Raw genomic sequence first — 25,801 nt, forward strand, 5'->3', positions numbered from 1 at the left:
GATGTCTTGCAGCATAGCTTTGCGGCGATCGCCGAAGCCAGGAGCTTTTACCGCTACAGCTGTGAAGGTACCACGCAGTTTGTTCACTACGAGAGTAGCCAGCGCTTCGCCTTCCACATCTTCAGCGATGATCAGGAGTGGTTTGCCGCTTTGTACTACTTGCTCCAGTACAGGCAGAACTTCCTGGATGTTGGAGATTTTTTTGTCAGTGATCAGGATGTAAGGGTTGTTCAGAACCGCTTCCATCTTGTCAGTGTCAGTGATCATGTAAGGGGAAGCGTAGCCGCGGTCAAATTGCATACCTTCTACTACTTCCAGTTCCGTTACGAAACCTTTGGATTCTTCAACAGTAATAACGCCGTCTTTACCCACTTTTTCCATAGCTTCAGCGATCAGGTTACCAACTTCTTGATCGTCAGCGGAAATCGCAGCTACTTGTGCGATAGAAGATTTGTTTTCAACTGGTTTCGCGATGGATTTGATTTCTTCCACAGCAGCGCGAACAGCTTTTTCCATACCGCGACGGATTACCATCGGGTTAGCGCCCGCTGTTACGTTTTTCAAACCTTCACGGATCATAGCTGCAGCCAGAACAGTTGCAGTGGTTGTACCGTCACCCGCGATGTCGTTTGTTTTGGTAGCAACTTCTTTAACCAGTTGCGCACCCATGTTTTCGTAAGCGTCTTCCAGCTCGATTTCTTTCGCGATGGTTACGCCGTCGTTTGTAATGAGTGGAGAACCGAATTTTTTCTCCAGAACCACGTTACGGCCTTTTGGACCGAGGGTTACTTTAACCGCATTTGCCAAAGTTTCCACACCGCGGAGCATGGAGCGGCGAGCGTCTTCAGAGAATTTGACTTGTTTTGCCATCTAATCTCTACCTCCTGATATGTGTTTTGTCGTTCGACTTCCTATGTCAAGAGCCTTAACCGATGATCGCGAGGATATCGGATTCGCGCAGCACGAGGTATTCTTTATTGTCTACCTTAACTTCAGTACCAGCGTATTTGGAGAAGATTACTTTATCGCCTTCTTTTACTTCCAGAGCGATGCGCTCGCCGTTGTCAGCAACACGGCCAGAACCAACTGCGATTACTCGGCCTTCTTGCGGTTTTTCCTTTGCAGAATCAGGCAAAACGATACCGCTTGCAGTCGTTTCGTCTTTGGAGATAGCTTCGATTACCACACGGTCACCCAATGGCTTAAGCACTAAAAACACCCTCCTCAAAAAATGTAGGTAAACAAAGTTTCTGTTGTTAGCACTCATAACAGTTGAGTGCTAACACCCAATTCCTATAATAATGAATCGCTATGTACTTTGCAAGTAGTTTCCCTCATTTTTTCCCAACCGCTCGTCTCGATTTGCCGTTCTTCTACTAGATGACTTTTTCTAGCAGACGGTTCTAGCAATCAGTCTGTCTCATATAAATCAAACATACGATCAGACAAGCCTGCCAAGGAGGGAAATGTTCCATGCAAAAATGGCTCTGGATCGGCTTGATTGCCCTCGGTGTGCTGGGGATCAGCCGTTTGTTCTCATCGGACACCACTTCCTTTATACGGGTAAATATCTACCCTGCCGACATCTACTGGGACGGACGCAAAATCGCCACAGGCAATGCGCAAGGGTATTATGTAGAGAGAGGCCAGGAGTTGCCCGCTTCCCTGGAATATCGCGGAACGCTTTACGTCCCTCTTTCCATGATCGGGCGGCATCTCAACAAACCTGTCGGCTGGGACGAATCCTCGCATTTTGCCTGGGTTGGTCAGCCTCCGACAGTCCCGACCGAGCTGTCGTCAGAAGTCAGCGGCTCCCCTGCTCCATCGTCTCCCAAAGCGGAGGACGCCATACCCGCTACCGCGCCAGCTCAAAACGCTCCGGCAAAAACGGCCGATTCGGGAGATGCTTCAATGAAATCATCTGCTACGCTTTTTGGCATGACAATCGGCATGTCCTCCGATGAGGTCAAAAAGCTGTTGGGCGAACCGGCTCGCAAAGACCCGAGCAGTCTCGGCTATGAATGGTGGGTGTACAATCGCGATCCGGCCAAGTTCGTGCAGGTGGGCATCGCAAGCGGCAAAGTCGTCGATCTCTACTCTCTCGCCCCGGATGCAGCACTTGGCAACATCGGCGTGGGCAGCAGCCTGCAAGCATTGGAGCGCCAGTACCCTCTGCAAAATACAATCACCTTTTCCTATATGGGAGCGAACATCCAGATCACCAATCAAAAGCAGCAGCGCCCGCTCGTCATGAAAGACGGAGTCCCGCACATTTTTTATTTGGACAAGCAAAATGGCAACAAAGTGACCGGGTTGCGCATGATCGACACGCAAATGCTTTTGCGCGGCGGATTTTACGAGACGAAATGGTCCTACCAAGGGCAAGCGCCTGACTTCGATCCTCCAGTCCTGAATGTAGGCCAACGGGAACAAGTCAACCTCGCCAACGAACGGCAGACCATCGATCTCGTCAACGTCACCCGCTACCGCTACAAGCTGCCTCCCCTGCAATGGAACGAGGAAGCCGCCCAGGTTGCCAGAGGGCACAGCCTTGATATGGAAACAAACGATTACTTCGACCACATCTCCCCGACGACCGGAAGCAGTCCTTTTGACCGTCTGAAGCAAGCGAATATCACCTACAGCATGGCGGGGGAAAATATTGCGGCAGGTTACCCCGACGCCATTGAAGCGCACGAAAGCTGGATGAACAGTCCCGGGCACAGGAAAAACATCCTGGAAAAGGACTTCACCCAGCTAGGTGTCGGGGTCATCACTGATTATTTCACCCAAGCGTTCCTTACTCCCAACAAGTGATCCTTCCTCAGCGCAATTGAACGTTCGCCCGCAACTGATCCACCGCGCCTGTAAACTCGACCACGACCGTCTCGTACTCTTTCGTGTGCAAAATCAGCCAAGGACGTCTTCCGCCTTTTTTGGGCATGATGACGAACATCTCGGCAATGTCGGTATCCAAACTAGCCGAGGCAAGCTTCAACCGCTTGGGAGGAGCCAACGGTATTTTCACAATCATCACATGGTCCAAAGACGGGTTCAGTTCCTGCACTCGCCCACTCACTGTCGCAAGCAGCTGCTCCGCTTCTTTTTGAAACACGTCTGAATTGGCAAACGTGGCGACAACCTGCTGCTTGTCGGAATCGAACAACTCTACCTGCTCTGCACCAACTGCGGAACCGGACGAAAAGAACAGAGTCAAACATAAAATCAGCCACATGGTTTGCAAGCACCTCCCTTATTAACTTTTCTAGTATCTCCCACCTGTTTGCAAAGTCATGCCAACCGCTTGGCAATAAAAAAGACCCGCTGCTATCCATTCCATAGCACGGGTCTTCTTTCGTATAAGTTATCGTACCAGCTCGTCCGTTTCGAAGCTGCCGTATTCTTTTTCCCACTCGGCTTCTTCGCGCAGCTGCTTGCGGTACACGATGCGCGACAGCCAAATGCTCATCTCGTACAGCAGCAAAAGCGGAATCGTCACCATGATGTCGCTGACAATCTCAGGTGGCGTCAGCGTAATCCCGACTACAGCCAGTCCGAAATAGGCGAACCGCCTTACTTTTGCCAACCTCATCGGGTTGAGGATGCGCAGACGGGTGAGGAACATCACGATGATCGGCAGTTGGAACAAAATGCCGAACGGGATGACCATGTTGAACAGGAAGCCAAAATACTCGGCGATTCCGTAATTGGGGTCAGCCCCGATCGTCGCAGTCATGCCGGTCATGAACTGCATGATCATCGGAAATACGACGTAATAACCAAACAAAATACCTACGATAAAAAGCAAACAGGCCGCCGGAATAAAGTAAAGCGAACCGCGTCGCTCACGTTCCTCCAAACCTGGCGAAACGAAGCGCCAAAGATGGAACAAGGCGACAGGCAGCGCCGCCACCGCACCAATCAAAAAGGCAAACTGCATGTACACGCGAAGAGCATCGGATGGATGCAGGGAAATAATCGGCACTCCATCGGCAATCGGCTCTTGCTTCAAGTATTCAATCAACGGACCGGCAAAGTAAAAACCGGCTATCAGCGCGACGACAAACACCGCCAGCACCCATATGATGCGCCTGCGCAACTCCGTCAGGTGTTCAACCACTGTCATTTCACGATCTCTCATGGCAACCACCTTACCTGATTATGCCTTCTGCTGCTCTTTCTCCATCTGAAGGCGTTCCAATTCCAGCTTTTCACGAATTTCCTTTTCCAAGCGCTCGCGCTCCAGACGTTCGCGAACTTCACGCTCGATTTTTTCACGATCAAAAGCGTCCTTCTCGGTCACGACTGCCGCTTTCGCCGGAGCTTCTTTGGCAGCCAGCTCCTTTTTCTTCGCTTCGTCGTCCTCATCGTCATCGCTAGTCAAACTGCGCGTAGCGTTTTTAAACTCTTTCAGCGTGTGTCCCACGGCGCGTCCAAGCTCCGGGAGTTTTTTCGGGCCGAACAGCACCAACGCCAACACGAGAATCAGAATCAATCCAGGAATCCCAATCGAACTCATTTTCTTCACTCCTTTTTCCTGTTATGTGCCAGTCTAACCAGCTAACACTTCCGTAAACCGCCATAACCGAGTCTCGTCATGTCAGAAGCAACAATTCGTTCTCCTGCAAGAATCCGCGGCAAAAACACATCAAATGAAGTGAACGGCTCATGCATCACAGCCCCAGGCAGACCGAGAATCGGAACTTCCCCTTTATAGGCAACCATCAGCATGGAGCCAGGCAGCATCGGCGTTCCGTATCGAACCACTTCCGCTCCTACACCTGCGATCGCTCCCGGCGTCCTGTCATCCGGATCGACGGACATACCGCCCGTGACGAGCACCAAATCAACGCCTTCGTCGAGAAACGAGTGAATTTGCTGTTCAATCGCTTCTTTGTCGTCAGGAGCAAAGCGTTGGTCCACAACAGTAGAGCCGAGCGCTTCCACTTTGTTCCGAATCACCGGGCCGAACTTGTCAGCAATTTTGCCGGAAAATACTTCCCCTCCGGTCGTAACGAGACCGACTCGCTTCTCCTCAAACGACTTCACCTGAATAATCGGGCCGTCAAACTGCTTGACCAACTGTTCCAGTTCAATGATGCGCGTCTCCTCGATGATCAGGGGAATAATTCTCGTGGCAGCCAAAGTATGCCCCGGATGCACGATTTGATCACCGTACATGGTGGAAAAGGCAATTCCCTCCAGCGTGTTCAAGGCATGCACCGCTTCTTCGTTGATCTTGGCAAGGCCAGTCCGCGATGCTTTCATCGATACTTTGCCCTCGTACGGAGGCGTCAGCGTCAAGCCTTGCCCGGATACGGCCTTGGCAATCCGAATGCCTGCCTCTTCTTCATGAATGAAGCCCTCAGGCATTTCCAGCACGTAAATGTGCTCCTTGCCGATGGACAAAAGCGGCTCAATATCCGCTTCGGTCACGACATGTCCTTTTTTAAACAGGCGGCCTTTAAACTCGCCAGGCAAAATTTGCGTCATGTCGTGCGGCAGCATCATGCCGATGGCTTCCCGCACTGGAACTTCCCGCATTTTCGGTTTTTCTACCAACCCAATCCTCCCCAATCTTCGTTGGCTTCCCCTGTTCCTTGCAAAATGTGCAAAGCGTCCGCGAGCATGTCGCCGATCGCATTAAAACAGATTTCGACCCCTTTAGGGTTTCCAGGGAGGTTAATGATGAGCGAGTTGCCGCGCGTACCCGCAACAGCGCGCGTCAGCATCGCACGGCGGGATTGCTGCAAGCCGGCACGGCGCATTTCTTCCGCCAGCCCCGGTACAGGCCGGTCGATGACCCATTCTGTCACTTCCGGCGTAACATCGCGCGGGCTGAGCCCTGTCCCGCCAGTGACGATCAGCAGGTCGCATTTTTCACGATCCACCAGCTCAATCATATGCTCCTGCAAGTCTTCCATATCATCAGTAACGGCACGGTAGACAGCAACATCTACGTCCAGCCAATCCCTTGTCAGATTGCGGATGATGGGAATCCGATCATCTGCCCGATCTCCTCTGGCAATCGAATCACTCGCCGAGATAACGCCTACCTTCCATTTACCCACAGTTCATTCCTCCGTTTTCTCATTCGTTCATATTGTACACTTTTTTGTCCATAGTGTAGAGAGAATAGCGCGAAAAAGGAAGCGCCTGACACAAAACCTTCACGATTGAAAATAGCCTTTTTCCGTTACAATCCCGTCAAGCCGGATGTCGTGAGGCTCCAGCGGGACATGCTCCACGACCTGCATGGAGAAGCCAACCCCTACTAAAAACGGCAGTCTGTCCAGTCCAGCCAAAAAGCGATCGTAAAACCCGCCGCCGTAGCCCATTCTGCCGCCATGCCTGTCAAAAGCGACACCTGGCACAACTACGGCCTCCAACAGTGACACATCCGCTTCCTCTGCCTTTTCCGGGTCCGGCTCCATAATTCCGTACACGCCCTGCTTCAACATGTGTTCTCCGGTAAATCGGTAAGGGATTAATCGGCGCTGCTCGATCAAAGCAAGCGGCAGCCAAACTTCCTGGCCTCTGTTCATCGCTTCCCGAATGAAAGGCAAGATGTCTACTTCGTCGCCAAACGGATGAAAGGCAAAAATCGCCCTGGCACTGGCAATCCGCTCATTCTCCAGAAGGTGACGGCATATGTGCGCAGAATACTGCTCTCGCTCACTTGCCGGAAGCGCTTTTCGCCTCTCCAAAATATGGCTTCGCAGCTGCTTTTTATTCGTTTTTTGGTCCATGGCGGCTTGTCCCCTCTCCTTTCGCACAAGGACCGCGTCCTGAAGGCTTGTCCCGTGCGCTCTCTCTAGGCTACACTTGCATTACTATATAAAGAGGTGAATCAGATGATTTTGCTACAGGCTGAACATATAGAAAAAACGTATGGCATCGAAACCATTCTACAGGACATCTCTCTGCAAATACAAACAGGAGAACGGGTCGGACTGGTCGGCGTAAACGGCGCGGGCAAATCTACCCTGATGAAAATACTTGCGGGCGAGTTGAGCTATGACAGCGGGCTGGTTCGCATCCCGAAAGACGTAACGGTCGGTTACCTGGCCCAAAATGGCGGCCTCGAATCGGAACGATGTATTTGGGATGAGCTGCTGAGCGTGTTCGACCACTTGCGGGCGGAGGAAAAAGAATTGCGCGAGCTGGAAGCCAAAATGGGCGACCCGGCCGTGCTGGCAGATGAAAAACGATACCAGCAAATTTTGGAGAACTACTCGCTGCGCTCGGAAGCTTTCAAGGAAAAAGGCGGTTACAGCTACGAAGGGGCCATTCGCGGCGTCCTGCACGGCTTGCGCTTCGCGGACATGGACTACCAGACTCCGATCAAGACATTGAGCGGCGGGCAGAAAACGCGGCTGGCGCTTGCCAAGCTGCTGCTGCAATCTCCGACGATTTTGCTATTGGACGAGCCGACCAACTACCTCGATATCGAGACGCTCACCTGGCTGGAAACGTATTTGCAAAACTATCAGGGAGCGATCCTGGTCGTATCCCATGACCGCTACTTCCTCGACAAGCTGGTGACTGTCGTCTACGAAATCGAACGGACTCGCGCTACGCGCTATGTCGGCAACTACAGCCGCTTCCTCGATGAAAAGGCTGCCCGGCTGGAGCAGGATTTGAAGCGGTTCGAGAAGCAGCAGGAGGAAATCGCCAAGCTGGAAGATTTCATCGCCCGCAACATCGCTCGCGCCACGACAACCAAACGGGCGCAGAGCAGACGCAAAACATTGGAGAAAATGGACCGTCTGGACAAGCCAATCATGAACAACAAGTCGGTGAATTTTTCCTTTGAAGTAGCCAAAATGAGCGGAACCATCGTCATGAAAGCGAGCAACCTGTCTGTCGGCTACCCGGATGCCGTTCTCTCCCGCGGCTTGACTTTTGAAATCGAGCGCGAGGAACGCGTCGCACTGGTCGGGCCAAACGGGATCGGCAAATCTACTTTGCTGAAAACGATTGTCGGACAGTTGCAAGCTCTTGCCGGAGACGTACACTTCGGAAGCAACGTCACAATCGGCTACTACGACCAGGAACACCGCAACCTGAACGAGCGCAACACTGTGCTGGGGGAAATCTGGGACGAGTATCCGAACATGCTGGAAAAAGACGTGCGGACGCTGCTCGGCAATTTCTTGTTCAGCGGCGACGATGTCCAAAAGAAAATCAGCGATCTGTCAGGCGGCGAGCGCGCGCGTGTCTCCCTGGCCAAACTGATGCTGAAGCAAGCCAACTTCCTCATTTTCGACGAGCCGACGAACCATCTGGACATTTTCAGCAAAGAAGTGCTGGAAAACGCGCTCTACGACTATCCGGGCACTATTTTGTTCGTCTCCCATGACCGCTACTTCCTGAACAAAATCGCCAGCCGCGTGCTGGAGCTGACAGGCAATGGCGTGACAAGCTATCTGGGCAACTACGACTACTACGTGGAAAAGAAGCAGGAACTGGAGGAGCTGGCCGCCGAGCAAGCCGCGCAGCCAGCGAAAAAGCAGGGAACGACTACAGCCGCCCAGGCGGAAAAATCGTCCTACGAGCTGGACAAAGAAGCAAAACGGCGCGAGCGCCAGCGCCAGCGCCGTCTGGAAGAGATTGAGGCAACGATCCAAAAGCGGGAAGCCGATATCGTCAAGTGGGAGGAAGAACTGTGCCTCCCGGAAATCTACAGCGATCATATGCAGGCCAAAGAGCGCAACGATCTGATCCAGGCCGCCAAACAGGAGCTGGAGCAGCTGTATGATGAGTGGAGCTCGCTGTCCGAGGAATAAGCGAGGCAAACGCTCCGTCTACGTGGAGCAGCGCTTTTGCTCAGGCTCCTCCAAAGCCGCGTAAAGCGCTGGAACGATCAGAAACGAAATGCAGGTCGCAGCCGTCACGATCCCGGAGTCGTTCAGCGCAAGACCTGCGAGCGATCCGGCGATGACTCCGGCGAAGCCTTTTACCAAATAAGGCGTGTCTTGCGCCAGATGCCGGAGAAAGCGGTCATTTTTCAAAGAGAGCACGCCCAGTGCAATGAGCGAGACGGCGAAGACTTTGCTCCAGATCGAGACGCGAATCAGCCGCACGTTCATCGCCAGCTTTCGCTCAATCATCTGTCCGACCTCGCCCCATTCACCTGCGAGTATTTGCTGCGAGACTCTCCCTACATGGGTGAGCGGCTGGTCGGACAACAGACTCGTCGCCATCAACCCGATTACCCCGAGAACGAGGCCGCCTGTTAACAGCAGGAGGCCTTTTTTTCCGATTCGCAGGTCATGCAGCCGGGCAAACGCGACAAAAAGCCCGATCAAGCCTGCCAGAAAGCCGCCCGCATCTGTCCCCAGGTTCGGCGCGACCATGTAGTAGAGCACAACCGCACAGACGAGCAAGGAACCGCCGGGCAGTGCCAAGCCAGCCACAGGGAGCACTCTCGTCCGCTCCCGATACAGCTGGTACAAGGAAGCGACAAGCATGACCGTTCCTCCGATGATCACTCCCTCGTATTCATTGCCCAATCCGTAAAACCGCGCCCCGATCACCGGATCATAGCCGAGAAAAGACTGCCGCATCAACGTTGCTCCCGTCCACCCGTCGAGACATACAACTGCCACCGTGACCGCACTGACACCCAGCGTTATTTTTGCGAGCGATTGATTCTCCTGCCAAAAGGCAATCGCCAGAGCAGCCATGATCAATACTCCCAGTATCAGCGAGCCGTGCACCTTCCAATCCAGCGCCGCTTCCAGCAAAAGCAACGCAGGGAACCAGAGCAACGCCAGAAGCGCCAGGCGAACTCCTCTGCGCACGCGCGACAGCCCCACTCCTTCTCTTCTTCTCCCCCACATCCACAGCAGCGCTGCGCAGCCTACCGTCACAATTTGCAGCATCACGTAAGTGTACAGGACAGACGGCCTTGTCGCGTACGTATGATGAATCTGTTCCACTTGGCTGAGCAGTTGCGACAGGTCGCCTTCTGTCCGGTAAATGGAATGACCCGTCAACCCTTTAGGGACAGGCACGTCCAGCCAGGTCAGCACTGTCGGCAACACATCCAGCCCGCTCACGAGACCGTTCTGGCGCGTCGTTGCAGAAGTCAGCAGCCCGGAAGACTGATCCGACCACAGCAAAAGCGGCGAGAGCAGCGCCTTGTCTTTTGCCGCCACGGAATTGACGGCGGGCGATACCAGCATGATCATCTGGTTAGCTCTGCGCAAGGAAAGCAACTGGTCGAGAAACTGCGCCAAATCGTTCTGGACGCGCTGATATTGTCTCGCAAACTGCCCCGGCTCCATGTCCGGCCCCAGCTGATACAGGCGGGACAAATCAGAAAGCTGTACCGCAATCAACCCGGATGAACGGTCTGCGCGAATCCGATCGAGCAAGTAGGCCGTATTCGTTTTCACTCCGTACGGGTATCCTCTGACAGACAGCGAGTTTGCTTCCGATACGTCTCCGGCAGGAACTCTCCCTTCCTGATCCATGGCGAAAAGCACAGCCTGCCTTTGCCTGGTTTCCTCAAAGTCTCCATTGCCGTAGGAGGCGATCCGAATCTTGTATGCTGCCAGTGTCGTGCCCAACAGTCCAAGGCGGGAAGTATACGGCTTGTCGCGGTTGTCCTCATGCAGACGGAATATACCGGGAAAAAGGATCGCTGAGCGCGCCAAGTCGTGCGCCCGATAGCCTCCCAACTCCTGCATCCGCTCTCCTGCCGTCTCGCGCGGCGAAAAAATTTCCGCAGAGTGATAGGCTGTACCGCTTCGCTCTGTGTACAGAGCCTGTCCTCCGCTCCCCATCAGCAAGTAGCCATTCGCAGCCGTTCGCGGCCCTGGCGTGCGCAAAGAAAGAGCTGCTGCCCCCGCTTGGCCGATCCACTTATCCACAAGCGGCAAGCTTTTGAGCTTTTCCAGATCGGCAAAAGACATCCCTTCCACAAACAACAGGATGACTTGCGGTTTTTCTTGAACTGCCAGCGTTTTTCCGGGATTTGTATGCGCAAACAATATCAGGATGAGCAAAAAGAGCAGCACGATTTTGGACTTCATCGGGTTCCTCCTGTTGATAACCGGAAATTTTTATCCACATATTCCACAAAATAATCCACAGGCTATACGTGAATTTCCCGGTCATTTTCTCGTGTTATCACCAGTATTCACAGGGGGCTGTGAGAACAACCCGGAAAGTTATCCTGAACTTGTGGATAATGTCGAAAAAGCTCGATTTCTGGGAGTACGAGGGACGAAAAAAAGCCCATTCCCGGGAATGGACTTTTCGTTTTAAATCGTTTACTGTTCGTTTTCATTCAGGGACAAACCAGGGACGCCGTTCAGATCGAGAGCGGCAAACTGCCCTTTTTCATACTTGATATAGCCTGCTGCCGCGATCATGGCAGCGTTGTCCGTGCAAAGCGAGAGAGGCGGGATGACAAGCGGGATTCCCTCAGATTCGCAACGTGCCTGCAAACGTTCCCGCAGGCCGCGGTTCGCAGCTACGCCGCCTGCCAAAAGCACTTGCTTCGCCTGGCAAGCGCGGACGGCGCGAATCGTTTTTTCCACCAGCACTTCGGTCACCGAGTCCTGGAAGCTCGCGGCCAAATTCGCGGGTTCAATCGTCTCTCCCCGTTGCGCTGCGTTGTGCAACGTGTTGAGCACGGCTGATTTCAGACCGCTAAAGCTGAAATCGTAGGAGTCCGGTTCCAGCCAGGAACGCGGCAACGGGACGTTCGGTTCCCCTTCATGCGCGAGTCGGTCAATGTGCGGTCCACCCGGATACGGCATGTTCAGCGCCCGCGCTACCTTGTCATACGCCTCTCCGGCAGCGTCGTCTCGCGTCTCGCCCAAAATTTCGAACTGTCCGTGCCCCTTCATCCAGACAAGCTCCGTATGACCGCCGGAAACAACGAGAGCGATCAACGGAAAGTCCATCTCCTCGACAAGCCGGTTGGCGTAAATATGTCCTGCGATATGATGGACACCGATAAGCGGGATTCCCCTTGCCAGCGAAATAGCTTTTGCCGCCGCTACCCCGACCAGCAGGGCGCCTACAAGACCGGGCCCATACGTTACCGCAATGGCGGAAATGTCCTCCAGCTTCTTGTCTGCCTCAGCCAAAGCTTGCTCAATGGTCAGCGTAATGTTCTCCACATGTCTGCGGGATGCGACCTCCGGCACCACGCCACCAAAGCGTTTGTGGATGTCTGCTTGTGAAGCGATGACATTGGACAGCACCTCGCGGCCATCGCGCACGACAGATGCCGATGTCTCGTCGCAGCTAGTCTCGATTCCTAAAATATACACGGGCGCGCCAGACTTTTTATGCGCCTCATATGCTTCTCGTACGCGCATCTCGTAGCGCGATGTAGTCGTCTTGTTCATTACAAAGTCACCCACATAATGATTGCGTCCTCATTGTTATCTGAATAGTATCTTTTGCGCACGCCATGCTCGCGAAAACCGAGCTTGGTGTACATGTTCCGCGCCACAAGGTTGGATGGACGGACTTCCAGCGTCATGCTTTTCGCCCCAAACATCCTCGCGACTCCCATCATTTTGATCATGAGACCCAGCCCGATTTTTTTCCCGCGGAACAATGGATGGACGGCCACATTGGTAATATGGGCCTCGTCGAGCACGATCCACATGCCGCAGTAAGCGACGATCCGGTTCTGGTGGACAACGACGACATAACGGGCGTTCGGGTTCTTCGTCAGCTCATTGACGAATGCGTCGTGCGGCCAAGGAGTGGAAAACGACAGTCGCTCCAATTCAGCCACAGCCCCGACATCCTGCATCGTCATGAAACGATATTCCAAATCGATTGGTTGGCTCATCCTTCTACTCCTTTACGGCCCCCGCCTGCTTTTGGGCAAGCCACTTCGCTTCGGCTTCCGCCAGTTGCAAATACTCGGGCACTAGCTCGTGCGCACTGCCCGCTTGCTGCAGTCGGCGCAATGCCACGTATCCGATATGAGCGGCACGAGGGTGATTGGATGCGGGAGACGCAAAGCGGGCCTGCTCTCCCAGTTCTTGTGCAATCGCTTCCCGGTGAATCCGCACATCTTCGCCCAGAAAAAGAATCGGCTGTCCTTGAGCCATATCCCTGAGCTGGGGCAACCAGTCCTGGAGCAAGATGATTTTTTCATCCCCCTGCACGTCAACCGCGTCCAGACCGTTCGCGCGGTAGCAGCCTGTGTACACCTGTCCCCGGCGAGCGTCGAACAACGGTACGATCAACCCGGGAAAGCCCAAGGCATTCATAGCCACTACTTCCAGGCTGGACACGCCGATGACTGGCACGTTCAACGACCATGCCATGCTTTTGGCCGTAGCCACTCCAATGCGCACTCCCGTATAGGAGCCTGGTCCATTCGCTACTCCAAAGCCGCCAAGCTGCTCAGGAGAGGTTCCGGTCGCATCCAGCAACTCGCTTACGCAGTCCATCAGCCGAATCGAATGGTTTTTTTGCTGATTCGTCGTCATTTCGGCAAGGACGCGTTCTTCCTCCACCACCGCTACACTTAACACCAGATTGGATGTATCAATCGCCAGTACGCGCATCAAAATCAAACTCCTCACACAATTTCACGTAACGCTCTCCCTTGGGACACAGCTCGATGCTTCGCTCATCCTCGCCAGATGTTCGCAGGAAAACCGTCAGCCGATCCGCCGGCAAGTAATCCTCAAGCAAGGAGGCCCACTCGACGACACAGACTCCCTCGCCAAAAAAGTAATCGTCCAGCCCAAGCGAATCAGGATCATCCCCTACCCGGTAGACGTCCATATGATAAAGCGGCAAGCGCCCCTGATATTCTTTTATGATCGTAAACGTCGGACTGTTCACTACTTGGCGAACGCCAAGCCCTCGTGCAAGCCCTTGGGTAAACGTCGTCTTTCCGGCCCCCAGATCGCCTTCCAGCGCCAAAAAGTCACTCGGGGCCAGACACTGTGCCAGTTGCTCTGCAAAACGCTGCGTTTCCTGCGCGCCTGCAAGCTTCCAGATATAGCCCATTTTATCCACTCCTCGCTTACTCGCGCCGCTTGAAATGATTGTAGCCTGCTTTCGGCAGAGCCGTTCGGCTTTCGCCAGTCCGCAGCGACAGCTTGGGTGCAGCAGTCTGCTCGGCTTCCACCGCACCGATTACAGAGAACAGGATGCCCGCTGCCGCAAAACGTTCGCGGACGGCATCAACCTCGCTCGCTTCGATTGTTCCGACGAGCTGGTAGTCCTCTCCGCCGTAAAATGCCCACTCCACCGGGTCTTTTCCGAACTGCAAGGCGCAGGCCCGCGCCTCTTCTTCGATCGGGATCAGGGCAGCGTCTACACAAATGCTGACCGAGCTTGCCTCCGCGATTTCCCACAGCTCAGAAGCCAAGCCGTCACTGACATCGTTCAACGCCCCGCAGACACCGGATTCCAGGAGCAGACGCCCAGCTTTTACCTGAGCGACCGGGCGCTGGTGAGCTGCTATCAGTTTCGCCCAACGCCCTGACCATTCAGTCACAGACTGCTGTTCTTGCCGATCTTGTAGCAACACATGCAAACCGGCGGCAGAGCTGCCCACATGTCCTGTTACAAAAACAGCTTGCCCCGCGCGGGCGTGCGAACGCCGAATGGCGCGTCCTTTTTCCACCTCGCCAAGCACGGTGACAGACAAGTGCAACGCATCCGGTGCGGATACCGTATCCCCGCCGATGACTTTCACGCCGTACATGTCACATGCCGCGTAAATTCCATCGTATATGCCCTGGCACTCTTCCGGCGTCCAGTGCGGTGCCACTGCGATGCTGACCAACGCATAGCGGGCGTATCCGCCCATCGCCGCGACGTCGCTTACATTGCTCGTAACGGCTTTGTAGCCGATGTCACTCGGCCGCATCGTTTCTTTTAAAAAGTGAACGGTCTCGACCATCGCGTCACAGCAGGCCACAATTTCCATCTCTGGCGAAGGAGAAAAAACGGCGGCATCATCCCCCAGCCCGACAGTCAAGCCGTCTCCTTCCTGTCCGTCCGAACGGCTCGTCCATTGCCGGATCAGGGAAAATTCGTCATGTGCCACCTCAAGCGCTCCTTTTTTGCATAGTCAGTCCATTATACCTCTCGTGTCAAAATGCACGCAAGAAAGCCGCGTCTCGCTTGCTACTTCAGTTCTCTCAGCTGCAACGTTCCCCGGCATCGTCCGCAGCGGTAGCGGGAAGGGTCCATTCGCCTTTTTCGTTTATACGTCATCCCGCACGAATGGCAGGCAAGCTCGTAGCGATAAGGCATCACCGCTCGTCCGCTTCCTACCTGCTGGCAATACCGGCTGCCGCCGACCTGGGCAAGCAGTCTGCGAAAGTCCTGGTCTATGTGGCGATAGCCTTTCTTCTCCAGATGCAAGTGATAGTGACACAGCTCATGCTTGATGATCGCAATCAGCTCGCCTTCTCCATGCTCCGCCAGATGTTTGGGATTCAATTCAATGTCGTGGGAGCGCAGCAAATACCGTCCGCCTGTCGTGCGCAATCTGCTGTTGAAGCGAGCCCGATGGCGAAATGGCTTGGCGAAAAATTGAGTGGAGATTTGCTCCACCAGCTCTTGCAATTCGGTATCGGTCATGTCCTCTCTAACGCTCCTCTCTCCTTTTCACCATAGCAGTTCCTGTTGAAAAGTGCCAGACAGATAGGCTACACTGGGTGGAAGAAAAGTAGATTGGTTTGGAGGAGCTTATGCGCTATTTGATCTTGCAGGAAAAAGACGGGTTGACGTTCGTTGCGCTGCCTGAAACGCATATGTATCAGCTTGTTGCCCTGTTCAAGCGACTGTACAAGGAAATCGACAAGCTAACCATCGAGGATCGGCCACAGCTGCCGACCGTGCTTGCGGAATGCGCTGACCTGGAGCTTTTGGGAAGCGGACTCGCCGTTGTGGATGGACTCGATTACGTCAGCAGTCTGGAAGAACGCTTTGCCGCACTCCCCGAGAGTCAGTATCCACTGATCTCCTTGTTGACCGAGATTCGCGCTTTACAGGCCCAACTTGAATTTTTGCGCGACGAAGAGTAAGTTTTTTGGAAAATAAGTACCTCCTGATCGTCTTTGTGCATACATTGCCAATAGGCGAATAATTCCAGGAGGTACCTACATGCCCCAATGGATGCGTAAGCAGTTGCAGCGTGCCTTCAACGGGAAGGACATTCGACAAATTCGTTTGCTGAACAGTTGCTGGTTCTTATATTGGGAAAAACATGGCGGCCGTCCCGAGTAGCAGGAGGCCGCCTTTTTATGTTTACGCTTCGCCCGGGGCGATCATGGTCAAGCCCACGCGCTGGCGCTTTTCATCGATTTCGACAACCCACACATCCACGATGTCTCCTACGGTCACAACGTCGAGCGGATGCTTGACGAAGCCTTTTTTCAACCGGGAAATGTGAACAAGCCCATCGTTTTTCAGACCGATATCCACAAACGCCCCGAAGTCTACCACATTGCGAACCGTTCCTTGCAGCTTCATCCCTACTCCGAGATCGGACAGTTGCAGCACGTCACTGCGCAAGAGCGGCTTCGGCAGCTCATCGCGGGGGTCGCGTCCCGGACGCAACAGACTCTCGACAATATCCGTGAGCGTCGGAACCCCGATGCCAAGCCGCTCGGCTGTCTTCTCGATATCGAGCGATTGCAGGCGCTCTTTGCAGCGCTCGCTGCCGATTTCGCTCGGCGCAATTTCGATCATCGCCAAAAGCTTGTGCGTAGCCGCGTACGATTCCGGGTGAATCGGGGTCTTGTCCAGCGGATCGCTTCCTCCTGTGATGCGCAAAAAGCCGATGCACTGCTCGTACGTCTTGGCTCCCAGTCGAGGAACTTCCTTCAACTGGCTGCGAGACGAGAACATGCCGATCTCTTCCCGCTTTTTCACGATGTTGCCCGCCACTTGCTTGCTGATTCCCGATACGTACTGCAACAGCGACGAGGATGCTGTGTTGACGTCCACCCCGACGTGGTTTACCGCCGATTCGACGACAAATTGCAAGCTGTCCGCCAATCTCGACTGGGACACGTCATGCTGGTATTGGCCCACGCCAACCGATTTCGGGTCGATCTTGACCAGTTCGGCAAGCGGGTCCTGCAAACGCCGGGCGATCGAGGCAGCACTGCGCTCCGCTACATCGAGGTCTGGAAACTCTTCTTTCGCCAAAGGTGAAGCCGAGTACACCGACGCCCCCGCTTCATTCACGATAATGTACATGACCTGGCGCTTGAGTTCCTTGAGCAGATTGGCAATAAATTGCTCCGTCTCACGCGATGCCGTACCGTTGCCGATCGCGATGACACTGACATCGTACGTCTCGATCAACTGGCGAACTTTTGCCGCTGCTTCTGCCACTTTGTTTACCGGAGGAGTAGGGTAGACGACCGCTACTTCCAATAGCTTGCCCGTCTCATCGACTACAGCTAATTTACAGCCAGTCCGGAATGCCGGGTCGACCCCGAGAACGACTTTGCCTTTTACCGGAGGCTGCAACAGCAGATTGCGCAAGTTCTCCGCGAAAATGTGGATGGCCCGCTCTTCTGCCGCCTCTGTCAGCTCGGCGCGCACCTCCCGCTCGATCGACGGCGCAATCAAGCGCTTGTACGCGTCCTCGACCGTCTGCTCCATGAGTGAGCGAACGACCGTCTCGCCGGGAACCATCCGCCTTTGCACCCAGGCCAAAATCTCGGCGACTGGCGCTTCTACGGTCACCTTCAGGATGCCTTCGCTCTCTCCCCGGTTGATGGCGAGCACACGATGGGGCACAACCTTTTTCAAAGGCTCGCTGTATGCGTAATACATCTGGTATACGTTTTTCTCGTCTGCTTCTTCTGCCTTTTGCTCGGTCACCAGCAGCCCTTTTTGCACGGTGCGCTGGCGAACCCACTGGCGGATGTCCGGATCGTCGGAAATGTGCTCGGCAACGATATCCATCGCCCCTTGCAAAGCTTGCTCGATCGTTTCCACGCCTTTTTCGGCATCCACGTATTTTTGTGCTTCCTCTTGCGGATCACCTTTTTTCGGCAGGCTCAACAAGTACGTGGCGAGCGGCTCCAATCCCTTTTCTTTGGCCATCGTCGCTCGCGTGCGGCGCTTTTGCCTGTACGGTCGGTAAAGGTCTTCCACTTCTTGCAGCTTCGTGGCCCGCTCAATTGCCGCCTTCAATTCATCCGTCAGCTTGCCCTGCTCCTCGATGAGCCGGACTACTTCTTCCTTGCGTACTGACAGGTTGCGCAAATAACGCACGCGTTCCTCGATCGCCCGAATTTGCGTTTCATCCAACTGCCCGGTCATTTCCTTTCGGTAGCGGGCAATGAAAGGAACGGTATTGCCTTCATCCAAAAGGGCAACCGTGCGTTCCACCTGATGAGGTTTGACGCCCGTATCCTGGGCGATTGTCTGGATCATCAATGTAAGCTCCATACATTCCTCCTGCGCTCGTACTTCGCCGTTTATTGTACCATATTTGCTAGCAACGTCTGGAAACGGGCAAAAAAAAGAGGTGCACATGCCCCTCCTCCCAAGCTTCCCTGTTAGGTTGCTGTTCTCGCCGTTTCCAGCTGTTCTACCCGCAAAGCCTCTCTCAACTTGCCCAATGCACGACGCTGCAAGCGGGAAATATGCATCTGGGACATGCCCATGATGTCTCCGGCCTGCTTCTGGCTCAAATTTTGATAAAAGGTTAAATGAATGATTTCTTTTTCCCGCTTGTCCAGAACGTGCAGCGCCCGGTCGAGCATCAAGTTTTGTTCGACTTGTCCGTAGCCCACTTCTTGCTGGCCGACGAGATCCAGCAGTGTGATCGTGTTGCCGTCGTTGTCTGCTTCCAGCTCGCTGTCCATGGAAAGGGAATGGTAGCTCCGCCCCATTTCGAGCGTCTCCAATACGGCTTCTTCCGTTACGCCCAGGCAGTTCGCAATATCGGATATTTTCGGCGAACGTTGCAGCTTGGCTGTCAGCTCATCCACAACGCGCTTGATCTTCGGGCTCAATTCTTTTACACGGCGCGGCACGTGCACACTCCACGTCTTGTCCCGGATGTATCGCTTGATTTCTCCGACAATCGTCGGGATCGCAAAGCTTTCAAACGTTCTGTCAAAAGAAGGGTCAAATCGGCGCAGGGACGCAAGCAGCCCGATCATCCCCACCTGGACAAGGTCTTCATACATGACTTGTCCACGCACAAACTTTTTGGCCAACGTTTCAACTAGCGGAGTATAGGCGGTCACCAACTGCTCCTGCAGGCTTTCGTCCCTTGTCTGCCCATACAGTTGAATGAGCTGCCGGAGCTCCTCCGGACTATACTTCCGTTTCCGAGATTGTCCAGTCATCGCCAGCCACCCCATCCCGCCGAACATACTTGGTCATGGAGACCATCACTCCTGATTCGGAGCGAATCACTACCTCGTCCATCAGTGTGTGGATGAGATAAAGGCCAAGACCTCCTTCATCCAGATCCTCAAGGTTTCTTCCTGCATAAATCGGTGTCAGTTGTTCTGGCAACAGCTCTTCGGCAAATCCTACGCCCTGATCGCTCACCTCGATGCACAGACGATCGGAGCAAACCTGACATTCTATATGGATAAAACCAGCTTCTTCTTTATCCTTGTACGCGTGTTTTACTGCATTCGTGCACGCTTCCCCTACTGCAAGCTTGATATCCTCAATCTCCTCATAGGAAAAGCCCATGCGATTCGCTATCCCCGACACAGTAAGCCTCGCCACGCCCAGGTAATCCGTTTGATTTGGCAAAGTCAACCGAATCCTGTCAGCCAGAGGTTTTTGTTGAGCCATTACTCGCTCTCTCCTTTGCGGACGGCAATATGTTCGTACAAGCCTGTGATGCGAAACAGCCTTTCCACGCGTGGAGACAATTTTTGAACCTCAAACGCGCATCCGTTTTGCTTGCACGCTTTCATGGCCGCGATGAAAATTCCGATTCCTGTGCTGTCCATATACTCGACCGCTTCCAAATCGACCAAAATGCGGCTGGCGCCAGGCTGATTTGCGAGAGACATGAGTGTCTCCTTTACTTTTGGTCCTGTATGGGCGTCAATATCTCCCCCAAGGACCACCAGATGCTCTGCCTCCTGGCTAGTGGTGTTCATGAACAGATCCATCGCCATCTCCCTCCCTTGCATTGCTTCATGTTCTTCGAAGTACAATCATGGTGTAGTCATCCAGCAGTTCAAATTGGGAGAGCGTAAGCAGCCTGTTGTACAGGGCGTTCGCCATTTTTTGGGCATGGACGCCCACTTCGGCTTGCATGTGGAGAATTAACTCATCCCTTTGCAAATAGTATCGGTTTTTTTTGCATTCTGTTACACCATCTGTCAGAAGAATCAGAACATCTCCCGGTTCCAGGCGAACTTCCCGCACTTCGTATTCGCTACTCGGGCATAGCCCCAGTGCTGAGCCTTGTCCTTCCAAATCGGCAAACTTTTTTTCTGAAGCCCGATACAAAAAGCCAGGCTCATGCCCCGCCACAGCATAGCGGAATGAATGGAGCCGCGTATCGTACGCTCCGTAGAGCATCGTTACAAACATGCTCGGATCGATGTTTCGACCGACGATCCGGTTGAGATGGTGCAGCATCTCGTCAGGACCAAGCGGCATCTCTCGCAAGCTGTCAATCGCGTACTTGAGCATGGACATGCACATCGCTGCGGAAATTCCTTTTCCCGTAATATCCGCAACGCTCAGGCAAAAGCGCTCTTCGTCCTGACAAATAAAGTCGTAATAGTCTCCGGACATTTGCTTCGCTGCTATGCTGACAAGGCCGATCTCCAAACCGGGATAAGCGGGTATTTCTCCAGGCAAAAGCGTCTGCTGCATCGCCTGGGCCACTGCCATCTCCGCTTCCAACTGTTGATGCCTGCTCCGCCAGCTATGTACGGACCGATGTTCGTTGCCGTATTCAATCATTACTTCGGTCAGGATGGAAAAGGACGCACGCACAAATTCCGGGACATCGCCCAGCTTTTCCAATGCCCGCCCATGCATATCTGTCAATTCTTCCGGCGAAATATTGCGGGCGAGCAGCCACTTGCCCATCTGCTGGGCTACGTACAGCTGATCCTCGCCAGGGCCGTTCAGGTAATCCCGAAGAAGCTTTACATACTCTTCCTCCAAGCTTCGGATTACCATTTGTCTCTCCCCTCCTCCAGCGGGCTGTTCCACTTCACGACGACCACTCGAGTTCCTTCTTCTCGGGAGCTGTGGATTTCAAATTCATCCATCATGCGCCTGACTCCTGGCAACCCTGCCCCGAGTGCGCCGGAAGTCGAATAGCCGTCTTCCAAAGCTTTGCGGATATCGGGGATTCCCGGTCCCGCATCTATTGCGGTCATTTGCAAGCCAATCACACCGTTTTTTTCAATCGGCTCAATCGTGATTGTCCCGCTACCTGCGTACAAATAAATGTTACGGGCCAATTCGGAGATGGACGTGGCGATTCGGGACTGCATGATTGTACCGAAGCCGAGCTGTCTCGACATATTTCGCCCCACTTGTCTCGCTGTTACGATGTCTGTTTCTTGTTTGATCTTGATTGTCTCAGGACTACAGCTCTGCCACAATCAAAAAACCCCTTCCGCCCTCACTTAATAGGTAGAAATAAATGAAAATGAATGCGATCGAAGTTTTTTCTCTACCTCGGAAGTAATAGCAAATCGTGTCACTTTTTGTCTACTATTCACAACAAACACATTCGCTACAGACATGGCAATTCCCTGCCCCCACAGCAAAAAAACCACTTGCTTCACCCAAGTGGCTTTTCCTCTCCCAGCGCTTGATTCATTTTTTAGAAATCAATGAGGCCCAAGCTGATTTGTAAAGACTCATTGACCCGATCCATCATCTCGTCATCGAGATGGGTAATCTTATCGGTCAGCCTTTGTTTGTCAATGGTTCGTATTTGTTCCAACAAAATGACGGAGTCACGATCAAATCCATATGTTTTTGCGTCAATTTCCACATGCGTAGGCAGCTTTGCCTTCTGAATTTGCGCCGTAATGGCTGCGACGATGACCGTCGGACTAAATCGATTTCCAATGTCGTTCTGAATGACTAAAACAGGCCGCACGCCTCCTTGCTCAGAGCCAACGACCGGTGACAGGTCCGCGAAAAACACATCGCCACGTTTGACAATCACAGGTCACACCCCGCTAACTAAGCGGACAAGAGTATGGTCAGCCTCTTCCTCAGCGCCAAAAGCCTCCGATGCCATTTTCAGATTAATCTTCGCCATCTCCATATACCCTTTTTGCATTGTCTCCCGGATCGTACGTTTTTTACGCTCCTTCAAATACAAATGCATCGCCTGACGAATAAACTCGCTGCGATTGGATTTCTCCTTTTGAATGACGCCATCCACTTCCTGTAGCAAGTGTTGCGGCAAACTGATCATGATGCGTTTCGTGTTTGACTTCGACAAGACAAATCCACCTCCAACCATGACCGTAACTTCCATCTACCATGCCAGTTCTTGAAAGAACAGCCAGTATGAACAATACCATTATGTCGAAACCATTGCAAAAATATACCTATCCGTAAGCGTTTCAGGCAAAAAAGCCCGCATTTGCGCTTAACTAATATTCGCGCTCCACTAGAAAACTCCTGCTGATTTTTGCTTGCTAGTTATTTACACTTTTTACAGGCACATGCTTCATCGCCAGCGGATGAAACACCTCAGTGATTTCCTTGTTGCGGACATAGACGCGCGGAATCCGGTAATTCAGCATGCAGGGGACTTCATAATTAATCGTTCCAAGCAACTGAGCAACCTCATCCAGAGAGATTTCCTCATCCCCCTGTTTGCCGTATAGAACGATTTCATCGCCGACCTGCCCAGCCTCCGGTTCCAGTCTGATCATGGTTTGATCCATGCAGACTCGCCCTACGATTGGATAGCGGGAACCATTGTACAACACTTCTCCCCGATTGGACAAGAGGCGGGAATACCCATCGGCGTATCCAATGGGCACAGTGGCGATTCGCTCACCTGGTTCTGCCGTATAAGTCGCGCCATAGCTGACCGTAAACGGCTCCACTGCTGTTTTTGCATGGGCAATTTTGGTTTTCAGGGAAAGGGCAGGGACAAGAGTCACGTCCGCACGCTCTTTCATGTACGGTGAAGGATACAATCCGTATAAACCTATGCCTAAACGGATCGTATCATACCCCCAATCGGGAAAAGCGATGGCGGCAGCTGTATTGCAGCAGTGTACTGTGGGCAACTGCTTTCCCGCTGCGCGCAGTGCTTGCAAAAAGGATTGAAACGTCTCGTGTTGTCGTCGCACATGGGTCGTGTCCGGTTCGTCCGCGCAGGCAAAGTGGGTGAAAATGCCTGTCCATTCCAGCTTGGGGCTGTCTTCGAGAGCGCCTACCACCTCGAGCAACGCCTCTGCTGTCTGGACGCCCAAACGCCCCATGCCTGTGTCCGTTTTTACATGCACGCGGACGGGATCGAGGCCCTTTTGTTCGAGCAGTCGGTTCGCTGCCCGAATCCAGTCCGTGCTGCATGTCGTCAGTTCAACATTCAGTCTGCTGGCACTTTCGAGCGAATCAGTCGGCGTATACCCGAGCACCAAAATCGGCGCTTCGATTCCTGCCTGTCGCAGAATAATCGCTTCATCGAGCATCGCCACCGCCAGAGTGTCGGCACCGCTCGCAAGCGCCTCCCTGGCTACGTGCACAGCGCCGTGTCCGTAACCGTCTGCCTTGACGACAGCCATAATGCCCGTGTTTTTCGGCAAATGGCCGCGGAACGTCTCAACATTGGTCCGGATGGCGTCCAAATCAACCTCAACCCAAGTGTCACGACAAAACGGTTTCATTCCTATCTCCTCTTGTTCCCTTTATTATAGTAACTCAAGCGCTCATTCAACTGATTGAGAAACTGCCTGGAAACCATCAACGATTCTTTTTTGCCTCCCAAGCGATAGAAATGGCGGCCTTCGTAAACCTGCTCCACTTCTGACAAAGGATAGCTCGTTTCTTTTCCGGAGATGCTGACGATCAGGTGAGTCTTCGTCAGCTTGTACACAGGACGCATAATCGACTTGTACAGGAATGGAGCAAGACCGACGACTGCTATGGCAATCGCAATAGCCAACACTTTGAAGGTCGCGTCATTCCTCGGAAAAATTTGTGCGAGAATCATCATCCCCAAAACGAAGGTGATGGTCTCGGCAATCCGCATGCTCCAGCTTTTGCGCAACAGCATGTCCTTGTAGGTCGACTCTTCTTGGTACAATACATCGGTAGACGATTTTTTCATCTTGCTGCATGCCACCTCATTACGGTATAAGTTACCTTGAATGTATCGTGTTTTCCCGGTGCGTGTCAATTCAGGGTTTGTCCTTTTACCTCATGCGTGCACGCAATTACCGCCGCCATGCGGCTAACTGCGGCCTATCCCAGTGTTGTTGGCGGACTGCTCGGCTACGGAAAAAAGCAGGCGAGAAGATTCGCCTGCTCTTTTGTGCGTTCGTTTGCGGACTATTGTTCGCCCGCTTTGTCCTGTTCTGCCTTTTTCTCGCCGTGTCCTCGGAATGCCCCTTTTGTGAAGCTGCCTTCCACCATTTTTTGCACGCGATCTGCTGCGTTTTCGTTCATTTTGTCAGCTTGCTCTTGCGTCAGCTTGCCTGCTGTGACCGCTTCTTTCAGCTTCGCTTCTTGTTGCTCAACCAGCAAAGATACGAGGTCGTCTACCGACACGCCTTGCGCTTCTGCTACTGCTGCCAGCGATTTGCCTGCTTTCAGTTCTTCGCCCAGCTTGTCTGCATCCAGTTTCAGCAAGGAGAGCAGCTCTTCGTTTTTGTCGAAGCCGCCGCCGAAACCGAAACCAAAGCCTTTGCCCGGTCCTCTGTCCTGATGCGTGTTTTGCACCATTTCTTTGACGCGCTCCGCTGCGTTTTCGTTCATTTTGTCAGCTTGTTCTTGCGTCAGCTTGCCTGCTGTGACCGCTTCTTTCAGCTTCGCTTCTTGTTGTTCAACCAGCAAAGATACGAGGTCGTCTACCGACACGCCTTGCGCTTCTGCTACTGCTGCCAGCGACTTGCCTGCTTTCAGTTCTTCAGCCAGCTTGTCTGCATCCAGTTTCAGCAAGGAGAGCAGTTCTTCGTTTTTGTCGAATCCGCCGCCGAAACCAAAGCCTTTGCCCGGGCCTCTGTCCTGATGCGTGTTTTGCACCATTTCTTTGACGCGCTCCGCTGCGTTTTCGTTCATTTTGTCGACTTGTTCTTGCGTCAACTTGCCTGCTGTTACGGCTTCTTTCAGCTTCGCTTCTTGTTGTTCAACCAGCAAAGATACGAGGTCGTCTACCGACACGCCTTGCGCTTCTGCTACTGCTGCCAGCGATTTGCCTGCTTTCAGTTCTTCAGCCAGCTTGTCTGCATCCAGCTTCAGCAAGGAGAGCAGCTCTGTGTTTTCTTTGAAGGAAACGCCTTTGATGCCCCCGCCGTGATGATTCATTTTGCCGCCGAAAGCGAATTTCACCTCTGACGGTTTCTCCAATTTTTGCGCTTGCGCCTGTGTTTGTGTTGTATCTGCTGCAAAGGCGCTGCCCAAGCTCCCAATACTCAGAACTGCTGCCATCGTGCCCAAAAGCATTCCCAATTTTGCTTTGCTAAACATATTTGCTCAACCCTTTCACTCGGTGTAGTTATGTACCGCTTCTTCCGGGTACATGCTCAGTCTACACAGGCTATTTTAGATTCCCTTTTGAGAAAAATGGAAAAGTTGCGGGAAAGTAAAGGAGGATTGGTAAGAGACAAAGCTTCGTCTGGACACAACAAAA

General features: G+C 53.2%; 30 protein-coding genes (1 of these 30 only partly in view). 4 read left to right on the plus strand and 26 right to left on the minus strand.

Features of this window, described 5'->3' with window-relative positions; genetic code table 11:
- Together groL and groES are read right to left on the minus strand one after the other, a co-directional pair.
- Window positions 1–870, minus strand: the 5' portion of a protein-coding gene (gene groL / locus IRJ17_RS01475; protein ID WP_063229481.1) for a chaperonin GroEL. 762 nt of this gene lie to the left of the window's left edge; only the first 870 of its 1,632 coding nucleotides appear in the window; the start codon lies at window positions 868–870; the stop codon falls past the left edge of the window.
- A 55-nt stretch (window positions 871–925) separates the two neighbouring features.
- Complete coding sequence (groES, locus tag IRJ17_RS01480) at window positions 926–1,210, minus strand: co-chaperone GroES (RefSeq protein ID WP_007721023.1); 285 nt, start codon at window positions 1,208–1,210, stop codon at window positions 926–928.
- Between the two features lie 263 nt (window positions 1,211–1,473).
- Here groES and IRJ17_RS01485 point away from each other — a divergent pair, with 263 nt between their 5' ends.
- Entirely contained in the window at window positions 1,474–2,817 is a 1,344-nt protein-coding gene (locus tag IRJ17_RS01485) for a CAP domain-containing protein (RefSeq protein WP_173599854.1), read from the plus strand.
- 7 nt (window positions 2,818–2,824) lie between these two features.
- Here IRJ17_RS01485 and IRJ17_RS01490 read toward each other — a convergent pair whose 3' ends face one another.
- From IRJ17_RS01490 to IRJ17_RS01515, 6 genes are all read right to left on the minus strand, one after another.
- Window positions 2,825–3,235 carry a hypothetical protein gene (locus IRJ17_RS01490; protein WP_122966558.1) on the minus strand — a complete coding sequence of 137 codons (411 nt, stop codon included), beginning with the start codon at window positions 3,233–3,235 and terminating at the stop codon, window positions 2,825–2,827.
- Between the two features lie 129 nt (window positions 3,236–3,364).
- Window positions 3,365–4,141, minus strand: a complete 777-nt coding sequence (tatC, locus tag IRJ17_RS01495; protein ID WP_242772893.1) for a twin-arginine translocase subunit TatC — start codon at window positions 4,139–4,141, stop codon at window positions 3,365–3,367.
- An 18-nt stretch (window positions 4,142–4,159) separates the two neighbouring features.
- On the minus strand, window positions 4,160–4,519 hold the full coding sequence (gene tatA, locus IRJ17_RS01500; RefSeq protein WP_063229477.1) for a twin-arginine translocase TatA/TatE family subunit: 360 nt from the start codon (window positions 4,517–4,519) through the stop codon (window positions 4,160–4,162).
- A gap of 41 nt (window positions 4,520–4,560) precedes the next feature.
- Window positions 4,561–5,562 (minus strand): molybdopterin-binding protein, encoded by a 1,002-nt coding sequence (locus IRJ17_RS01505; RefSeq protein ID WP_173599855.1) that lies wholly within the window; start codon window positions 5,560–5,562, stop codon window positions 4,561–4,563.
- A complete protein-coding gene (locus tag IRJ17_RS01510) occupies window positions 5,556–6,071 on the minus strand; it encodes a MogA/MoaB family molybdenum cofactor biosynthesis protein (RefSeq protein WP_122966561.1) in 516 nt (171 codons plus the stop codon). The genes IRJ17_RS01505 and IRJ17_RS01510 overlap by 7 nt, the downstream gene beginning before the upstream one ends.
- Window positions 6,072–6,170: 99 nt before the next feature.
- Window positions 6,171–6,749, minus strand: coding sequence for a 5-formyltetrahydrofolate cyclo-ligase (locus IRJ17_RS01515; protein WP_173599856.1), 579 nt, complete (start codon window positions 6,747–6,749; stop codon window positions 6,171–6,173).
- A gap of 105 nt (window positions 6,750–6,854) precedes the next feature.
- On the opposite strand from IRJ17_RS01515, the gene IRJ17_RS01520 reads away from it, so the two are divergent.
- The gene (locus IRJ17_RS01520) at window positions 6,855–8,789 is read left to right on the plus strand and encodes an ABC-F family ATP-binding cassette domain-containing protein (RefSeq protein WP_122966563.1); all 1,935 of its coding nucleotides are present in this window, start codon (window positions 6,855–6,857) and stop codon (window positions 8,787–8,789) included.
- Window positions 8,790–8,807: 18 nt separating this feature from the next.
- Here IRJ17_RS01520 and IRJ17_RS01525 read toward each other — a convergent pair whose 3' ends face one another.
- From IRJ17_RS01525 to IRJ17_RS01555, 7 genes are all read right to left on the minus strand, one after another.
- Complete coding sequence (locus IRJ17_RS01525) at window positions 8,808–11,042, minus strand: hypothetical protein (protein WP_242772895.1); 2,235 nt, start codon at window positions 11,040–11,042, stop codon at window positions 8,808–8,810.
- A gap of 240 nt (window positions 11,043–11,282) precedes the next feature.
- Window positions 11,283–12,371 (minus strand): tRNA (adenosine(37)-N6)-threonylcarbamoyltransferase complex transferase subunit TsaD, encoded by a 1,089-nt coding sequence (gene tsaD / locus IRJ17_RS01530; protein ID WP_122966565.1) that lies wholly within the window; start codon window positions 12,369–12,371, stop codon window positions 11,283–11,285.
- Window positions 12,371–12,826: a ribosomal protein S18-alanine N-acetyltransferase gene (gene rimI, locus IRJ17_RS01535; protein ID WP_122966566.1), complete on the minus strand. Its 456-nt coding sequence runs from the start codon at window positions 12,824–12,826 to the stop codon at window positions 12,371–12,373. The genes tsaD and rimI overlap by 1 nt, the downstream gene beginning before the upstream one ends.
- Window positions 12,827–12,830: 4 nt before the next feature.
- Window positions 12,831–13,553 (minus strand): tRNA (adenosine(37)-N6)-threonylcarbamoyltransferase complex dimerization subunit type 1 TsaB, encoded by a 723-nt coding sequence (tsaB, locus tag IRJ17_RS01540; RefSeq protein ID WP_122966567.1) that lies wholly within the window; start codon window positions 13,551–13,553, stop codon window positions 12,831–12,833.
- Window positions 13,534–14,004 carry a tRNA (adenosine(37)-N6)-threonylcarbamoyltransferase complex ATPase subunit type 1 TsaE gene (gene tsaE, locus IRJ17_RS01545; RefSeq protein WP_122966568.1) on the minus strand — a complete coding sequence of 157 codons (471 nt, stop codon included), beginning with the start codon at window positions 14,002–14,004 and terminating at the stop codon, window positions 13,534–13,536. Before tsaE ends, tsaB begins: the two co-directional genes overlap by 20 nt.
- A gap of 16 nt (window positions 14,005–14,020) precedes the next feature.
- Window positions 14,021–15,052 carry a thiamine-phosphate kinase gene (gene thiL / locus IRJ17_RS01550; protein ID WP_173598106.1) on the minus strand — a complete coding sequence of 344 codons (1,032 nt, stop codon included), beginning with the start codon at window positions 15,050–15,052 and terminating at the stop codon, window positions 14,021–14,023.
- An 80-nt stretch (window positions 15,053–15,132) separates the two neighbouring features.
- Window positions 15,133–15,591, minus strand: coding sequence for a SprT family protein (locus tag IRJ17_RS01555; protein WP_122966570.1), 459 nt, complete (start codon window positions 15,589–15,591; stop codon window positions 15,133–15,135).
- Window positions 15,592–15,701: 110 nt separating this feature from the next.
- Between IRJ17_RS01555 and IRJ17_RS01560 the strand changes: the two genes are divergently transcribed.
- Together IRJ17_RS01560 and cmpA are read left to right on the plus strand one after the other, a co-directional pair.
- Entirely contained in the window at window positions 15,702–16,037 is a 336-nt protein-coding gene (locus IRJ17_RS01560) for a hydrolase/acyltransferase (RefSeq protein WP_122966571.1), read from the plus strand.
- 79 nt (window positions 16,038–16,116) lie between these two features.
- On the plus strand, window positions 16,117–16,239 hold the full coding sequence (cmpA, locus tag IRJ17_RS01565; protein WP_122966572.1) for a cortex morphogenetic protein CmpA: 123 nt from the start codon (window positions 16,117–16,119) through the stop codon (window positions 16,237–16,239).
- 21 nt (window positions 16,240–16,260) lie between these two features.
- Here cmpA and IRJ17_RS01570 read toward each other — a convergent pair whose 3' ends face one another.
- The 11 genes from IRJ17_RS01570 to IRJ17_RS01620 all read right to left on the minus strand — a co-directional run bounded on the left by IRJ17_RS01570 (window position 16,261) and on the right by IRJ17_RS01620 (window position 25,638).
- On the minus strand, window positions 16,261–18,423 hold the full coding sequence (locus tag IRJ17_RS01570; RefSeq protein WP_122966573.1) for a Tex family protein: 2,163 nt from the start codon (window positions 18,421–18,423) through the stop codon (window positions 16,261–16,263).
- Window positions 18,424–18,533: 110 nt separating this feature from the next.
- Window positions 18,534–19,331, minus strand: a complete 798-nt coding sequence (gene sigB / locus IRJ17_RS01575; RefSeq protein ID WP_122966574.1) for an RNA polymerase sigma factor SigB — start codon at window positions 19,329–19,331, stop codon at window positions 18,534–18,536.
- On the minus strand, window positions 19,300–19,794 hold the full coding sequence (gene rsbW / locus IRJ17_RS01580) for an anti-sigma B factor RsbW (RefSeq protein ID WP_122966575.1): 495 nt from the start codon (window positions 19,792–19,794) through the stop codon (window positions 19,300–19,302). The genes sigB and rsbW overlap by 32 nt, the downstream gene beginning before the upstream one ends.
- Window positions 19,794–20,120 (minus strand): anti-sigma factor antagonist, encoded by a 327-nt coding sequence (locus IRJ17_RS01585; RefSeq protein ID WP_063229461.1) that lies wholly within the window; start codon window positions 20,118–20,120, stop codon window positions 19,794–19,796. The genes rsbW and IRJ17_RS01585 overlap by 1 nt, the downstream gene beginning before the upstream one ends.
- 25 nt (window positions 20,121–20,145) lie before the next feature.
- A complete protein-coding gene (locus tag IRJ17_RS01590) occupies window positions 20,146–21,147 on the minus strand; it encodes a PP2C family protein-serine/threonine phosphatase (RefSeq protein WP_122966576.1) in 1,002 nt (333 codons plus the stop codon).
- Window positions 21,141–21,497, minus strand: coding sequence for an anti-sigma regulatory factor (locus tag IRJ17_RS01595; protein ID WP_229049930.1), 357 nt, complete (start codon window positions 21,495–21,497; stop codon window positions 21,141–21,143). Before IRJ17_RS01595 ends, IRJ17_RS01590 begins: the two co-directional genes overlap by 7 nt.
- 305 nt (window positions 21,498–21,802) lie before the next feature.
- Window positions 21,803–22,153 (minus strand): type II toxin-antitoxin system PemK/MazF family toxin, encoded by a 351-nt coding sequence (locus IRJ17_RS01600; RefSeq protein ID WP_005830205.1) that lies wholly within the window; start codon window positions 22,151–22,153, stop codon window positions 21,803–21,805.
- Window positions 22,154–22,156: 3 nt separating this feature from the next.
- Window positions 22,157–22,456, minus strand: a complete 300-nt coding sequence (locus IRJ17_RS01605) for a CopG family ribbon-helix-helix protein (RefSeq protein WP_025845698.1) — start codon at window positions 22,454–22,456, stop codon at window positions 22,157–22,159.
- Window positions 22,457–22,634: 178 nt separating this feature from the next.
- Entirely contained in the window at window positions 22,635–23,837 is a 1,203-nt protein-coding gene (gene alr, locus IRJ17_RS01610) for an alanine racemase (RefSeq protein ID WP_242772907.1), read from the minus strand.
- 2 nt (window positions 23,838–23,839) lie between these two features.
- Complete coding sequence (locus tag IRJ17_RS01615) at window positions 23,840–24,280, minus strand: hypothetical protein (RefSeq protein ID WP_122966579.1); 441 nt, start codon at window positions 24,278–24,280, stop codon at window positions 23,840–23,842.
- 221 nt (window positions 24,281–24,501) lie between these two features.
- Window positions 24,502–25,638 (minus strand): coiled-coil domain-containing protein, encoded by a 1,137-nt coding sequence (locus IRJ17_RS01620; protein WP_242772909.1) that lies wholly within the window; start codon window positions 25,636–25,638, stop codon window positions 24,502–24,504.
- Between the last annotated feature and the right edge of the window lie 163 nt (window positions 25,639–25,801).

Source organism: Brevibacillus parabrevis, from assembly GCF_022701015.1.
Classification (GTDB): Bacteria; Bacillota; Bacilli; order Brevibacillales; family Brevibacillaceae; genus Brevibacillus; species Brevibacillus parabrevis.

Bases quoted from the DNA above. Each gene is read 5' to 3' on its own strand.
- IRJ17_RS01485 (WP_173599854.1), top strand. From the start codon at position 1,474: ATGCAAAAATGGCTCTGGATCGGCTTGATTGCCCTCGGTGTGCTGGGG.
- IRJ17_RS01555 (WP_122966570.1), bottom strand. From the start codon at position 15,591: ATGACCGATACCGAATTGCAAGAGCTGGTGGAGCAAATCTCCACTCAA.
- rsbW (WP_122966575.1), bottom strand. From the start codon at position 19,794: ATGGCTCAACAAAAACCTCTGGCTGACAGGATTCGGTTGACTTTGCCA.
- alr (WP_242772907.1), bottom strand. From the start codon at position 23,837: ATGAAACCGTTTTGTCGTGACACTTGGGTTGAGGTTGATTTGGACGCC.
- IRJ17_RS01615 (WP_122966579.1), bottom strand. From the start codon at position 24,280: ATGAAAAAATCGTCTACCGATGTATTGTACCAAGAAGAGTCGACCTAC.
- IRJ17_RS01620 (WP_242772909.1), bottom strand. From the start codon at position 25,638: ATGTTTAGCAAAGCAAAATTGGGAATGCTTTTGGGCACGATGGCAGCA.
- tsaE (WP_122966568.1), bottom strand. From the start codon at position 14,004: ATGGGCTATATCTGGAAGCTTGCAGGCGCGCAGGAAACGCAGCGTTTT.
- tatC (WP_242772893.1), bottom strand. From the start codon at position 4,141: ATGAGAGATCGTGAAATGACAGTGGTTGAACACCTGACGGAGTTGCGC.
- IRJ17_RS01525 (WP_242772895.1), bottom strand. From the start codon at position 11,042: ATGAAGTCCAAAATCGTGCTGCTCTTTTTGCTCATCCTGATATTGTTT.
- tsaD (WP_122966565.1), bottom strand. From the start codon at position 12,371: ATGAACAAGACGACTACATCGCGCTACGAGATGCGCGTACGAGAAGCA.
- IRJ17_RS01585 (WP_063229461.1), bottom strand. From the start codon at position 20,120: ATGGATCTGTTCATGAACACCACTAGCCAGGAGGCAGAGCATCTGGTG.
- IRJ17_RS01520 (WP_122966563.1), top strand. From the start codon at position 6,855: ATGATTTTGCTACAGGCTGAACATATAGAAAAAACGTATGGCATCGAA.
- IRJ17_RS01490 (WP_122966558.1), bottom strand. From the start codon at position 3,235: ATGTGGCTGATTTTATGTTTGACTCTGTTCTTTTCGTCCGGTTCCGCA.
- tatA (WP_063229477.1), bottom strand. From the start codon at position 4,519: ATGAGTTCGATTGGGATTCCTGGATTGATTCTGATTCTCGTGTTGGCG.
- IRJ17_RS01570 (WP_122966573.1), bottom strand. From the start codon at position 18,423: ATGGAGCTTACATTGATGATCCAGACAATCGCCCAGGATACGGGCGTC.
- tsaB (WP_122966567.1), bottom strand. From the start codon at position 13,553: ATGCGCGTACTGGCGATTGATACATCCAATCTGGTGTTAAGTGTAGCG.
- IRJ17_RS01590 (WP_122966576.1), bottom strand. From the start codon at position 21,147: ATGGTAATCCGAAGCTTGGAGGAAGAGTATGTAAAGCTTCTTCGGGAT.
- IRJ17_RS01515 (WP_173599856.1), bottom strand. From the start codon at position 6,749: ATGGACCAAAAAACGAATAAAAAGCAGCTGCGAAGCCATATTTTGGAG.
- IRJ17_RS01605 (WP_025845698.1), bottom strand. From the start codon at position 22,456: ATGGTTGGAGGTGGATTTGTCTTGTCGAAGTCAAACACGAAACGCATC.
- IRJ17_RS01560 (WP_122966571.1), top strand. From the start codon at position 15,702: ATGCGCTATTTGATCTTGCAGGAAAAAGACGGGTTGACGTTCGTTGCG.
- IRJ17_RS01595 (WP_229049930.1), bottom strand. From the start codon at position 21,497: ATGTCGAGACAGCTCGGCTTCGGTACAATCATGCAGTCCCGAATCGCC.
- sigB (WP_122966574.1), bottom strand. From the start codon at position 19,331: ATGACTGGACAATCTCGGAAACGGAAGTATAGTCCGGAGGAGCTCCGG.
- rimI (WP_122966566.1), bottom strand. From the start codon at position 12,826: ATGAGCCAACCAATCGATTTGGAATATCGTTTCATGACGATGCAGGAT.
- cmpA (WP_122966572.1), top strand. From the start codon at position 16,117: ATGCCCCAATGGATGCGTAAGCAGTTGCAGCGTGCCTTCAACGGGAAG.